This is a genomic window from Nocardioides sp. YIM 152315, from assembly GCF_029210375.1.
Lineage (GTDB): Bacteria > Actinomycetota > Actinomycetes > Propionibacteriales > Nocardioidaceae > Nocardioides.
This window is the reverse complement of record NZ_JARGER010000048.1, coordinates 136,660-148,450: the sequence shown is the minus strand read 5'-3', so window position 1 is coordinate 148,450 and position 11,791 is coordinate 136,660. Positions and strand designations below refer to the sequence as shown.

The following is an 11,791-nucleotide window of genomic DNA, read 5'->3' as shown; positions in this document are numbered from 1 at the left end:
ACGATTCAAAGTGTCACCGATGTCCTGATGCAGATTCGTCACCGATGTCCTGCGACATGACACAAGCAACGGCGACCACGGTCTCGCCCACCAGCGAGCTCACGACGGCAGCTGCTTCTGCGCTCGCCCCAGCCCGCTGGCGTGCCGACGCCAGCCGCGCCACGGGTCCTCCTTGGCGGCCAGCCGACGCGACAGGTTCGCCACCGTGACCTGCGCCGGAGTCACCCGTGACAGCTCGTCCCAGCCGATCGGCGCCGAGACCGGCGCGCCCGGCCGCGCGCGTACGGCGTACGGCGGCACCGCGGTCTGGCCGTAGCCGTTGCGCATGATGTCGACCAGGACCCGGTCGCCGCGCTTGGCCTTGCGCGCCTCGAGCGTGAGCAGGTGGGGGTCGCGCTCGACGAGCCGCTCGGCGACCGCGCGCGCGAAGCCACGCACCTCGTCGAAGTCCGCGGCCGGCCGCAGCGGCACCACGACGTGGTAGCCACGGGAGCCTGTGGTCTTGAGGTACGGCGTGAGCCCGAGGTCGTCGAGGAACTCACCGACCATCCGGGTGGCGCGCCGCACCTTGCGGAGGTTGTCGTCGGAGGGATCCAGGTCGAAGACCATCTCGTCGGGGTGGTCGAGGTCGTCGGCGGTGCTGAGCCAGGTGTGCGGGGTGAGGCAGGCCTGCTGGGCGAGGTAGACCAGCGACCTCGTGTCGTCGACGACCACCTGTCGCTGCGGTCCGTCGGCGGTGTCGACCTCGACGGTGCGCACCCAGTCGGGGAAGTGCGAGGGCACCTTCTTCTCGTAGAACGACGCGCCGCCGATGCCGTCGGGGAAGCGCTGCATGTTGATCGGGCGGCCGGCAAGGAAGGGCAGCATCCGGCCGGCGATCGCCTCGTAGTAGCGAGCGAGGTCCAGCTTGGTGACGCCGTCGTCGGGGAAGAGCACCTTGTCGGGCTTGCTGATCTCGACCCCGGCCACCACGAGATCGCCGCGCGCGCTCATTCGCGCACCACCTCGCTCGCCGGCTTGTCCGTACGCAGCCCCAGGTAGCGCGGGTGCCGCAGCTGGCCCGCGCCGGTCCACTCGGTGAAGGCGACCTCGGCCACCAGCTCCGGCTCCGCCCAGTGCACGTCCTTGCGCGGCAGCTGGCCGACCGTGCACGGCGAGTCCCCGCGCTCGAGCTCCGCCAGCCGGCCGTGCAGGTCGCGGAGGACCGCCTGACTGAAGCCGGTGCCGACCTTCCCGGCGTAGACCAGGTCGTTGCCGCGGTGGTAGCCGAGCAGCAGGGCGCCGAGTGCCACCCGGGACCCTTCCGGGTCGGTCCAGCCGACGATCACCAGCTCCTGCCCGCTCTCGCACTTGAACTTCAGCCAGTCCTTCGTGCGCCCGGTCGGGTACGACGAGTCGGCGCGCTTGGCGATCAGGCCCTCCCAGCCCTTCTCGCACACGCGGCCGAACCACTCCTCGCCGCCGCGCACCCGGTGCGGGGTGTAGCGGATCGGCTCCTCCCACGTGAGCAGCCCGCGCAGCCGACGCTTGCGGTCGAGCAGCCGCTCGCGGCGTACGTCGTCGCCGTCGGTGCGCAGCACGTCGAACACGTAGAAGTAGACGGCCACGCCGCTGCGCCGTGCCTTCTCGGCACTGCTGAGGTGGATGCGGGGCTGGAGCCGCGAGAAGCTGGTGCGCGACCCCTCGAACGCGACGACCTCCCCGTCGACGACGAAGTCGGTCGAGGCCTGTCGCTCCAGCGCCTCCGCGATCTCGGGGAACGCGACCGTCACGTCGCGGCCGCTGCGCGAGTAGAGGTGGGTGCCCCGCGACGTACGCACCGCCAAGCACCGCTGCCCGTCGAGCTTGCGCTCGTAGATCCACCCGTCCGACCAGTCGCGCTCGTGGCTCAGGGTCGCGAGCGCGGGCTGGGGCACGTCGGGCACGACACGGTGGTACCCCGCGGGGGAGGGGAATACCCGCGTGCCCGGCCGCAGTTGAGCAACTAGACTGGCTGCACAACTCAAGAGGGGCTGATCGGTTTCGACTTGGGACGTTAGTTCCAGGGGAAGCGGGTCGAGGAGCCAGCGTCATCTCGTAAACGATCGCTGGAAACCTATAACTGCCAACGCTAAGCGCAGTTCCTTCGCTCTCGCCGCCTGAGCGGTGATCGAAGCGTCAGACCGGGCATCCGTCTCCGTCCCGGACCCTGGCGTCATCTAGGAGACTTGCTGCTCACTCCGCGTCACGGAGGGTGAGCGGGACTCAACCGTGACTGAGCCTGTCGGGGACGTGTCCGTGCGAGCCCCGGGGCCGAGAAATGCGACGGCACGGACTGCACCCGGAGAAGACCTGGTTCGACGCTCGAGGACCGGGGTTCGATTCCCCGCAGCTCCACCTCGGCTCCACCTGCGATCTCTCCGGAGATCCGGACCACCCGAACTACCCGGACCCCGTGGGGTCCGGGTAGTTCTGCTTCGGGTCCCGGTCCTTGGGTACGCCGGGCGCTCGACCCGTGCGGGCCGCGTGAGAGCATCGCGCCCATGACCGACTCCGTTGTTCCGGTGGGAGTCGGTCCCCACCCCCGGTCGCGACGAGGTGCACATGCGCAAGGACCTCTGACCCATGACGTCATCCAGCCGAGTCTCGCTTACTCGCACCCTTGACGAGCAGGCCGAGGAGGACGCCTTCATGGCGCTCTACGGTGCATGGGAGCCCATGAGCCCGCCCACCTTCGCGAGAGAGATGGAGGGCTTCGACCGCCCCTGGTGGGTCGTCGGCGGCTGGGCCATCGAGGCCGCCACCGGCTACCGCCGAGAGCACGAGGACACCGATGTCTCCATCCTGGCGTGCGACGTCCCCGCGTTCGTCGAGTTCATGAAGGGACGCTGGCACGTGTGGAACAACGTCGGCGGAGTCCTTCACCCGCTCGGGGAGCGCTGGCCCACGGTCGATGAGCCCCGCAGCCAGTTGTGGCTTCGCGAGCACGCTGCCGCTCCCTGGATCGTCGACATGCCGCTCACCCCGGATGCCGAGGGTAGGTGGACCAACAAGGTCCTGGCCGACCACGTCGACGATGTCGACAACGTCACCTGGGTCGCGGACGACGGCATCCGGTACCTGCTTCCGGAGATCGTCCTCGTCTACAAGGCACGCCTCCGGCGGAAGAAGGACGAGCCCGACTTCGACGCCACCCTGCCGACGCTCACCGCCGATCGCCGAGCCTGGATGCGGACGTCGCTGGAGGCACTCGTCCCGGACCACCACTGGCTGAAACGGCTGTAGCACTCGGCGCATTGATGTCTCCCGGTCAACCGCCGGGGAGACCCCCACCAGGAAGACACTCCTACTCGCGACGCTCCCAGAAGGCGGCGTACAGGAAGCGCCTTCGCAGCGGCCGGCTCGCTGCTGCCGCCGGTCGGCGTCCCCCGGCTCATCGGGTGGCGAGGGCTGCCCGGAGCGACTCGAGCGCGGACGGCACGATCGAGTACCACATGTTCCGGCCCCGCTTCTCGCTCACGACCAGGCCCGCCTTGGAGAGCACCTTGAGGTGGTGGCTGACCGTGCCCTGGGAGCGCTCGACCGGCTCGGTCAGATCGCACACGCACACGGCGCCGGCCTCGGCGTTCGCAAGCAGGGACACCAACCGGAGGCGGACGGGGTCGCCCAGAGCGGCGAACCGCTCGGAGAGAACGGCGGCGTCCGCCTCGGGCAGCGGCTCGAGCACCAGTGGTGTGCAGCAGGTGCCCCCAGCCATCGCCTGGGCCGGCTGGTCCAGAAGCGGCAGTTCCTTCACGCCCACCAGGGCCTCCTTCGCACGGGGTCGGTAACTCATTGTGCCAAATCCATTGACTTCCATCAATGGTTTCGTACAGTGGGATCCAGCCCACTCATCGACAGTCGTCGATGGATATTCCATAGGAGAGGCCCATGTCGCGCATCCAGCTCGCCCTCAACGTCGACGACATCGACACCGCCGTCGACTTCTACTCGACGCTCTTCGACACCCCGCCAGCGAAGCGGCGGCCCGGCTACGCCAACTTCGCCGTCGAGAACCCGCCGGTGAAGCTGGTGCTGTTCGAGAACCCCGAGGCCACCGGCACCCTCAACCACGTGGGGGTCGAGCGCACCTCGATGGACGAGGTCCAGGCCGAGGCCGACCGCCTCGAGGGCGCCGGACTCACCCTCGACGTCGAGGGCGACGTCGTGTGTTGCTACGCACGCCAGGACAAGCACTGGGTGACCGGCCCCGACGGCCAGCGCTGGGAGAACTACGTGGTCCTCGCCGACGCCCACCCCGAGCTCGAGGGCAAGACCAACGCCGACCTCGCCGCGCTGGACTGCGCCGGCGCAACCAGCGGGTCCGGCTGCTGCTGACCTCACGGCGGGCCGGACCACCGCGCCCCACGCCCGCATCCGCCCCGCACGAACGGAGACACCGATGACCTCACTGGACCCCACCCGCGCGCTCGTTGCCGAGGCGGTCCGCGATCGCCTCGAGCTCGGCCGGCGGTCCCGGCTGGCCAAGCTCGCCAGGTGCTGTCACCCGAACACGTGGCGGCAGCTGGCCGGCCGCGCGCGCCACGTGGCGCGGACTCGGTTCCGGCGGCGCACACCACAGTCGATGGTGTGTTGCCACTGAGCCTTCTCGGACCCTGACGACCCGCTACACGACGCCGCGCAGGTCGAGCGCGGCGAGCCGGTCGGGGTCGGCGACGATGTTGATCTCGACGATCCGGCCGTCGCGGATGGCGGGGCTGAAGACCGACGCCACCTGGTCGTCGACGACGGACAGCAGCCCGACGTGGCCGTTGACGAGGATGGGGACGGCCTGCCGGGCCAGCTGCGCGTAGAGCAGCGCCTGGCCGGCGACGCCGGCGGCACCGCGGACGACGCGGGACTCGCCGGCCGCGCCGAGGTCCGCGCGGAGCGTGACGTCGGGGTCGAGGACCTCCATCAGCGCGTCGAAGTCGCCGCGCTGCGAGGCCGCCATGAAGGCGTCGAGCACCCGGCGCTGCGTCGGCAGGTCGGCGCTCACCGGCGCCGCCTCGCGGACCCGGCGGCGGGCCCGGGAGGCCAGCTGGGTGGCGGTGGCGGCCGAGCGACCGACGATCCGGCCGACCTCCTCGAACGGCACCCCGAACATGTCGTGCAGCACGAACGCCGTGCGCTCGCGCGGCGGCAGGGCCTCGAGGACGACGAGCATCGCGAGGCTCACGGCGTCCGCCTGCTCGGCGGCGGCCTCGGGGTCGGCGTCGAGGCGGGTCACGACCGGGTCGGGCACGTGCCCCTCGAGCGACTCCTCACGCCGTGCCTTGCGGGAGCGCAGGTGATCGAGGCAGACGCGGCTGACCACCGTCGTCAGCCAGGCCCGCAGGCTCTCGACCTCCGAGGTGTCCGAGCGGGCCAGTCGCAGCCACGCCTCCTGGACGGCGTCGTCGGCCTCCGTCGTCGAGCCCAGCATCCGGTAGGCGACCGCCCGCAGGTGGGTGCGGTGCTCCTCGAACTGGTCGGCCAGTGCTTCCTGGGTCATCTGTCAGGTTCCTCCCTCGTGATCCGTCAACCAGATGACGAACCGGACACGGACAACATGACAGGAGACAGGCCATGCAGGCACGAATGACCCACCCGGTGTTCCTCGTCCCAGCGGCGATGAAGGGACTGGCGGCGTACGCGAAGGCCGCCGAGGGGCTGGGCGTCCCGACCCAGACGCTCGAGCTCGTGCACCTGCGAGCGAGCCAGATCAACGGCTGCAGCGTGTGCGTCGTGCTCCACGGCACCGCGCTGAAGAAGGAGGGCGAGAGCGACGAGAGGCTGATGTCGGTCGCGGCCTGGCGCGACGCGCCGTACTTCACCGACGCGGAGCGCGCGGCGCTCGAGCTCACCGAGGCGGTGACCCGCGTCGCCGACAAGGGCGACCCGGTCCCGGACGACATCTGGGCGGAGGCGGCGCGCCACTACGACGAGCAGGGCCTGAGCGCGATCCTCATCGCCGTCACGTCCGTGAACGTGTGGAACCGGCTCAACGCCGCCACCCGGCAGGTCGCGGGCGCCTGGACGCCCTGAGCCAGCCACGAGGCCGGGGGTTGGAACGTCGGCAGGGGGGAAGGACCCCCGGCATGTCTCTCGGGTGGCGGACCGTCGTCGTGTGCTGCGTCCTGGCACTGGTGACCGGGCTCGGCCCGTGGTCGGGGGCCTCCGCCTTCACCGCGACGACCCTCCAGCTCTCGACCGGGAAGGCCCTCGCGGACGACCCGGCCGACGTCGCGGTCGCGCTCCACGACGAGACGGGCGCGCCGGTGGCCGGCGCGTCGGTGCTGCTCGAGCGCCGCGCCGGCGGGGTGTGGCAGCCGGTCACGACGCTGGTGACCGACGCCACCGGCCACGCCGGCGCCCAGCTGCCCGTCGCGCGAGTGGCGGACGACAACACGCTGCGCGCGTCGTACGCCGGCGACGCCGCCCACGCCCCGGCAGCGGCGGAGGCGGCGATGTCGATCGAGCGGCGCGGGGCGAAGGTCTCGCTGTCGGGGCCTCGCACTGTCGTCGACGAGCGGTCGATCCGGCTGCGGGTCCGGTGGCGCACGGAGACCGACCTCCCGCTGGCCGGCGAGGTGGCGATCTATCGCCGGCAGGGGAAGGGGCCGTGGCGTGAGTACGCCGCGGTGCAGACGGACGCCGGGGGCCGGGCCGTCCTCGAGGTGGCTCCCCGTCGCGACTCGCGCTGGCAGGCGCGGGCGCCCCGGCTCGACTGGGTCCGTGCCGACCGCAGCAAGGCGCACCGCGTCGACAACGAGCCGCCGGTCCGGCCCGTCCGGCTGCCCACGGCAGCACCCCGGCCGCGGGTCGACCTACCGCCGCAGCGGCGCGCGGTGGGCGACGGCGCCCACGTGCGGATCCGTCGCATCGGCGACGGCGTGTGGCGGCAGATGACGGGCGTGACCTGGCACTCCGGCTGCCCGGTCGGGCGCGGCGGGCTTCGGATCGTCCGCGTCAACTACTGGGGTTACGACGGCTACCGGCATCGCGGCGAGATCGTCGCCGCGGCGAGCGCGGCCGCGGCGATGGGCGCGGCCCTGGCGGAGATGTACGACCGGAGGCTGCCGATCCTGTCGATGTACCGCGTCGACCGCTTCGGCTGGAGCAAGCGGCTGCGCGGCGGGGACGACTACCGGTCGATGGCGGCCGGCAACACCTCCGCCTTCAACTGCCGCGACGTCGTCGGCCGCTCCGGCCGCCGGTCGCCCCACGCGTGGGGCCGGTCGCTCGACGTCAACACCTGGGAGAACCCCTACCGGTCGGCCCACGGGGTCGTGCCCAACGGCTGGTGGCAGGCGCGTTCGCACCGGCTCGTCGCGTGGCGCTCCCGGTCGCACGCCGTCGTCCGGCTGATGGCGCGCCACGGGCTGCGCTGGAGCTTCGGCAACGGCGACACCCAGCACTTCGACTACGCCGGCGGCCCCCAGCGGCTGCTCGCCGCGCAGGGCGGACCGGCGCCCTGCCGACGCTTCTGCGACTGATCAGCCCTCCTCGGCGCGGATCGGCCCGCCCCGCACCTCGAGGCTGATCTGGTCCGCGTCGAGCTCCGCGAGCGCCCCCTCGAGCACCGAGGAGTCGAACGCGCCGTCGTCGCGCGCCCGCACGAGCGTGTCCCGCATCCCCTCGATCACGGCGATCCGCAGCGTGCGGTACTCCTCGTCGTGCCCGCGGGCCTCCGTCCACCCGATCGTGTCGTCCGGCACGACGACCTGTCGGCGCACCCGCTCCACGACCGCGGGTCGGTACGACGCGCCGTCGGGCCGGGCCAGCTCCGGGTCGTCGAGCACCTTCATGCCGGCGTCGGCGAGCTCGACGAGCAGCCGCGTGCGCTCCCCGGTCGGTGCGGACGGACCGGTCCCGACCAGGCCCAGTGCTCGCACGACCAGCGGCAGCGTGCCGCCCTGCACCACGAGGGTCCCGACGGCGACGACGAACGCGATCATGATCAGCAGCGACCGGTGCGGGGTGTCGTGCGGGAGCGTCTGCGCCGCGGCCAGCGTCACGACGCCACGCATGCCCGCCCACACGACGATGGTGCCCTCGCGCCAGCCGAGGGGCGCGGCCGCGAGGTAGTCGATGTCGGCCATCGCCCGCCGGATCCGGTTCTGGAACTGCTCGCCCCGGCGCTCGATCGCCTCGGCGAGCCTGCGCTCCTCCTCGGCGGAGTGCGGTCGACGTCCGCGCAGCGAGCGGTCGGGCACCTCGCCGGAGGTGATCCTGTCCTGCCAGTCCACGAGGCCCTGGCGCATGCCGGAGACCCGCTTGCGGCGACGGTGCAGCGCCCACAGCAGCGGGGCGACGTACGCCGCGCGCACCAGCACGACCAGCACGGCCACCACGGCCCCGGTCCAGATCGCGTCGGCGAGCACGTCGTGCTCGCCCCGGACGTCGTCGACCAGGCCGTCGAGCTCGAGCCCCATCAGGAGGAAGACACCGCCCTCGAGGAGCAGCTCGATGGTGCGCCAGTTCTGCTCCTCGGTGATCCGGTGCTGCGGGGCGAGGAAGCGTGGCGCCGCCAGGCCGGTGTGCAGGCCCGCGACGACGGCGGCGACCAGGCCGGAGGCCCCCACGTGCTCCACCGGGAGGTAGGCGACGAAGGGCACCGCGAAGGAGATCGCCGTGTTGACGGTCGGGTCGCTGACGTTGCGGCGCACGACCAGGCTCAGCCGGGCGACCAGGAGCCCACCCACGATGGCGACGACGACCGAGATCACGAACTCGAGGGCGACGCCGAGGATCGACACGCTCGTCCCCGCCGCCGCCACCGCCGACCGCAGCAGCACCAGCGCGGTGGCGTCGTTGAGCAGGCTCTCGCCCTGGAGCACGGTCACGATCCGCGGTGAGACGCCGAGCCGTCGGACGATCGTGGTCGCCACCGCGTCGGTCGGGCTGATGATGGCCCCGACCGCGATGCCGGTGGCCAGGTCGATGCCGGGCACGACGATGTCGAGGAAGATCCCGATGACGACCGAGCTGACGACCACCAGCAGCACGGACAGCCCGCTGATGGCGCCGAGGTCGCGCCGGAAGTCCATCGCGGGCATCGACACGGCCGCCGAGTAGAGCAGCGGTGGCAGGACCCCCATCAGGATCCACTCCGGCTCGACCTCGACGGTCGGGACGAACGGCAGGGCGCCCACGCCGACGCCGATCACGACCAGGAGCAGGGGAGCGGCGACCCCGACCCGCGGCGCCACGGCGGTCACGGCGGCGATGCAGAGGACGGCGCCGACGGCGAGGAGTGCGTAGTCCATGGACGCTAGCCTTCCTGCCATGGCGTCGGGGGTCGAGTGCGTGTTCTGCGCGATCGTGGCGGGCGACGTCCCCGCCGACGTCGTCCTCGACGAGCCCGACGTGGTCGCCTTCCTCGACCGGCGTCCGGTGTTCAAGGGACACGTGCTGCTGGTGCCGCGCGCCCACGTCGTGACGCTGCCCGACCTGCCCGCGGAGCTCCGCGACCCGTTCCTCGGGGCGGCGCAGCGGCTCGCGACCGCCGTCGTCGACGGGCTGGGAGCCCAGGGCAGCTTCGTCGCGATGAACAACGTCGTCAGCCAGTCGGTCGCGCACCTGCACGTGCACGTCGTCCCCCGCACCAAGGGCGACGGGCTGCGAGGCTTCTTCTGGCCGCGCACGACGTACGCCGACGGCGAGGCGGCCGAGTACGCCGCCCGCCTGCGTGCGGTCCTGTGACCCCGGAGGCCGGCGCAACCGAACGGCGTCGTCGCGCGTCTCCCCACTGACCATGCGACCTCGAACCCATCTCGGAGGATCCACCCATGAAGGCCCTGATCGCCGCCACCGCAGCGCTCGCGAGCCTCGTCGCGCCAGGCCCGGCGGGGAGCGCGCCGGTACCGACCGACCCGCCCGCTCGTCCGGCCCCGGCCACTCGTGCCGACCTGCCGGCCCCCGGTGAGGGGTGGTACCTCGCCGCGGTCGAGCAGGGCCGACCGGGCCGGGAGGGCCTCCGCGGCGAGCGACTGAGGCTCGAGCTGGTCGCGCCGGACGGCGACCGGACCCGGGTCGGCCGCGCCCTGAGGCCCGGGTGGCGACTGGTGGACTGGTCCGCCGACGGAAGCACGGCGCTGCTGACCGTGGACCAACCCCACCGCGTCGTCCTGCGGGTCGACGTCACCACCGGTGACGTCACCCGGTCGCGCCTGCCGGACCGGGTGGCCGAGGTGATCCTGGCGCCGGACGGCGACGGCCTGCTGACGGTCGACTACGAGGGCCGTGACACCCGCGCACCGCTGAAGCGGGTGTCCGCGGACGGCGCCGTGACCCGCCTGACCCCCGACGTCGACGGCCCCGTGCTCCCGACTCCCGACGGCACCGGGCTCGTCACCCACGGTCCGAGCTGGCGCCAGCGCGCGATCCGGTTGCTGTCGAGCGCCGACGGCAGCGTCCAGACCGTGATCCCCACCCCGCGCCGATGCACCCCGGTGCGCTGGTGGGACGACCACCGGGTGCTGGTGACCTGCCTGGCCCACGGCGCCACGACGCTCGGGCTGGTCGACATGCACGCGGCGACGTACACCCGCCTCACCGCGCGGCGGCACCCGCAGCGCAGCGACCTCGGCCACCTGGACGCCCGTCGCGCCGACGGCCGGCTCTACGTGCAGGTCGCCGGGCCGTGCGGCTACGCCTACCTCGGCCGCCGGCACCCGAACGGGCGCATCACCCACGTCGAGGTCCCGCACGCGGTCGGCAACGTGCTGCTCGTCGACGCGCACGACGGCCGCCTCACGCTCCAGCACGCGATCAACTGCGACGGCGCCGCGCCGAGGTCGGCCCTGGCCAGCTTCGACCCCAGCACCGGCAAGGAGCGCCGGCTCGTCGTGCTGCCTCGCGACCGGGCGTTCGCGGCCGTCCTCCCGTACGGCGAGCGGCGACCCACCGGGTACTGACCGGTCTCCGCCCCCACTAGGGTGTGCTCGACAGCCGACGTCGAGAGGCAGGAGCACCACCGATGGGTCGTTTTGACGGACGGGTCGCCGTCGTCACCGGGGCAGCGCGTGGCATCGGGTTCGGGACCGCCACCCGGTTCGCGCAGGAGGGCGCCTCGGTCGCGATCCTCGACCTCGAGGGGGCCTCGGCGGCGGAGGCCGCGGCCAAGCTGCCGCTCGTCGACGGCGCGAAGGCGATCGGCATCGCCGCCGACGTCAGCAGCACCGAGTCGGCCGAGGCCGCGGTGGAGCGGGTGGTCGCCGAGCTCGACGGCATCCACATCCTCGTCAACAACGCCGGCGTCACCCGCGACAACCTGCTCTTCAAGATGAGCGACGACGACTGGGACCTGGTGATGAACGTCCACCTGCGCGGTGCGTTCCTGATGACCCGGGCCGCCCAGAAGCACTTCGTCGCCCAGAAGTACGGGAAGATCCTCAACCTCTCGAGCGTCTCCGCGCTCGGCAACCGCGGCCAGGCCAACTACTCGGCCGCCAAGATGGGCATCCAGGGCCTCACCCGCACGCTGGGCATCGAGCTCGGCCCGTTCGGCATCAACGCCAACGCGATCGCGCCCGGCTTCATCGCCACCGACATGACCGACGCCACCGCCGCGCGGCTGGGCATCGACGTCGACGAGTTCCGCAAGATGAGCGCCGAGGCCAACCCGGTCAAGCGGGTCGGCTACCCCGAGGACATCGCCGCCGCGGCCGCGTTCCTCTGCAGCGACGAGGCGTCGTACATCACCGGCCAGACGCTGTACGTCGACGGCGGCGCCAAGCTCGGGTGAGGGACGGCTGATTTCGGGGTCCAGCCGTCCCCCTCGTACCCT

The 11,791-nt window shown here is 72.3% G+C and carries 12 protein-coding genes and 1 other RNA gene; 8 read left to right on the top strand and 5 right to left on the bottom strand.

Going from position 1 to position 11,791, the window contains the following annotated elements; all coding sequences use genetic code 11:
• Positions 1–99 precede the first annotated feature (99 nt).
• Both ligD (PZ894_RS23135) and ligD (PZ894_RS23130) read right to left on the bottom strand, forming a co-directional pair.
• Positions 100–993 carry a non-homologous end-joining DNA ligase gene (ligD, locus tag PZ894_RS23135; protein WP_275748397.1) on the bottom strand — a complete coding sequence of 298 codons (894 nt, stop codon included), beginning with the start codon at positions 991–993 and terminating at the stop codon, positions 100–102.
• The gene (gene ligD / locus PZ894_RS23130) at positions 990–1,925 is read right to left on the bottom strand and encodes a non-homologous end-joining DNA ligase (protein WP_275748395.1); all 936 of its coding nucleotides are present in this window, start codon (positions 1,923–1,925) and stop codon (positions 990–992) included. The genes ligD (PZ894_RS23135) and ligD (PZ894_RS23130) overlap by 4 nt, the downstream gene beginning before the upstream one ends.
• An 83-nt stretch (positions 1,926–2,008) precedes the next feature.
• Between ligD (PZ894_RS23130) and ssrA the strand changes: the two genes are divergently transcribed.
• Positions 2,009–2,379, top strand: a transfer-messenger RNA (tmRNA) gene (ssrA, locus tag PZ894_RS23125).
• A gap of 225 nt (positions 2,380–2,604) precedes the next feature.
• A complete protein-coding gene (locus PZ894_RS23120; protein ID WP_275748394.1) occupies positions 2,605–3,264 on the top strand; it encodes a hypothetical protein in 660 nt (219 codons plus the stop codon).
• Between the two features lie 148 nt (positions 3,265–3,412).
• Here the strand turns inward: PZ894_RS23120 and PZ894_RS23115 are convergent, their stop codons facing one another.
• Positions 3,413–3,781, bottom strand: coding sequence for a metalloregulator ArsR/SmtB family transcription factor (locus tag PZ894_RS23115; RefSeq protein WP_345799170.1), 369 nt, complete (start codon positions 3,779–3,781; stop codon positions 3,413–3,415).
• Between the two features lie 128 nt (positions 3,782–3,909).
• Here PZ894_RS23115 and PZ894_RS23110 point away from each other — a divergent pair, with 128 nt between their 5' ends.
• Positions 3,910–4,356, top strand: coding sequence for an ArsI/CadI family heavy metal resistance metalloenzyme (locus PZ894_RS23110; RefSeq protein ID WP_275748393.1), 447 nt, complete (start codon positions 3,910–3,912; stop codon positions 4,354–4,356).
• A gap of 289 nt (positions 4,357–4,645) precedes the next feature.
• Here PZ894_RS23110 and sigJ read toward each other — a convergent pair whose 3' ends face one another.
• Positions 4,646–5,512 carry an RNA polymerase sigma factor SigJ gene (gene sigJ, locus PZ894_RS23105; protein ID WP_275748391.1) on the bottom strand — a complete coding sequence of 289 codons (867 nt, stop codon included), beginning with the start codon at positions 5,510–5,512 and terminating at the stop codon, positions 4,646–4,648.
• Positions 5,513–5,586: 74 nt separating this feature from the next.
• On the opposite strand from sigJ, the gene PZ894_RS23100 reads away from it, so the two are divergent.
• Positions 5,587–6,045 (top strand): carboxymuconolactone decarboxylase family protein, encoded by a 459-nt coding sequence (locus PZ894_RS23100; protein WP_275748389.1) that lies wholly within the window; start codon positions 5,587–5,589, stop codon positions 6,043–6,045.
• A gap of 53 nt (positions 6,046–6,098) precedes the next feature.
• The gene (locus tag PZ894_RS23095) at positions 6,099–7,496 is read left to right on the top strand and encodes a M15 family metallopeptidase (RefSeq protein ID WP_275748388.1); all 1,398 of its coding nucleotides are present in this window, start codon (positions 6,099–6,101) and stop codon (positions 7,494–7,496) included.
• Here the strand turns inward: PZ894_RS23095 and PZ894_RS23090 are convergent, their stop codons facing one another.
• A complete protein-coding gene (locus PZ894_RS23090; protein ID WP_275748387.1) occupies positions 7,497–9,269 on the bottom strand; it encodes a sodium:proton antiporter in 1,773 nt (590 codons plus the stop codon).
• Between the two features lie 19 nt (positions 9,270–9,288).
• Here PZ894_RS23090 and PZ894_RS23085 point away from each other — a divergent pair, with 19 nt between their 5' ends.
• From PZ894_RS23085 to fabG, 3 genes are all read left to right on the top strand, one after another.
• A complete protein-coding gene (locus PZ894_RS23085) occupies positions 9,289–9,705 on the top strand; it encodes an HIT family protein (protein WP_275748386.1) in 417 nt (138 codons plus the stop codon).
• A gap of 86 nt (positions 9,706–9,791) precedes the next feature.
• Entirely contained in the window at positions 9,792–10,919 is a 1,128-nt protein-coding gene (locus tag PZ894_RS23080) for a hypothetical protein (RefSeq protein ID WP_275748385.1), read from the top strand.
• A gap of 62 nt (positions 10,920–10,981) precedes the next feature.
• A complete protein-coding gene (gene fabG / locus PZ894_RS23075; RefSeq protein WP_275748384.1) occupies positions 10,982–11,749 on the top strand; it encodes a 3-oxoacyl-ACP reductase FabG in 768 nt (255 codons plus the stop codon).
• The last annotated feature ends 42 nt before the right edge of the window (positions 11,750–11,791 follow it).

Coding starts and splice junctions, on each gene's coding strand:
- PZ894_RS23110 (WP_275748393.1), top strand. CDS start 3,910: ATGTCGCGCATCCAGCTCGCCCTCAACGTCGACGACATCGACACCGCC.
- PZ894_RS23090 (WP_275748387.1), bottom strand. CDS start 9,269: ATGGACTACGCACTCCTCGCCGTCGGCGCCGTCCTCTGCATCGCCGCC.
- sigJ (WP_275748391.1), bottom strand. CDS start 5,512: ATGACCCAGGAAGCACTGGCCGACCAGTTCGAGGAGCACCGCACCCAC.
- PZ894_RS23080 (WP_275748385.1), top strand. CDS start 9,792: ATGAAGGCCCTGATCGCCGCCACCGCAGCGCTCGCGAGCCTCGTCGCG.
- fabG (WP_275748384.1), top strand. CDS start 10,982: ATGGGTCGTTTTGACGGACGGGTCGCCGTCGTCACCGGGGCAGCGCGT.
- PZ894_RS23100 (WP_275748389.1), top strand. CDS start 5,587: ATGCAGGCACGAATGACCCACCCGGTGTTCCTCGTCCCAGCGGCGATG.
- PZ894_RS23120 (WP_275748394.1), top strand. CDS start 2,605: ATGACGTCATCCAGCCGAGTCTCGCTTACTCGCACCCTTGACGAGCAG.
- PZ894_RS23085 (WP_275748386.1), top strand. CDS start 9,289: ATGGCGTCGGGGGTCGAGTGCGTGTTCTGCGCGATCGTGGCGGGCGAC.
- ligD (WP_275748397.1), bottom strand. CDS start 993: ATGAGCGCGCGCGGCGATCTCGTGGTGGCCGGGGTCGAGATCAGCAAG.
- PZ894_RS23095 (WP_275748388.1), top strand. CDS start 6,099: ATGTCTCTCGGGTGGCGGACCGTCGTCGTGTGCTGCGTCCTGGCACTG.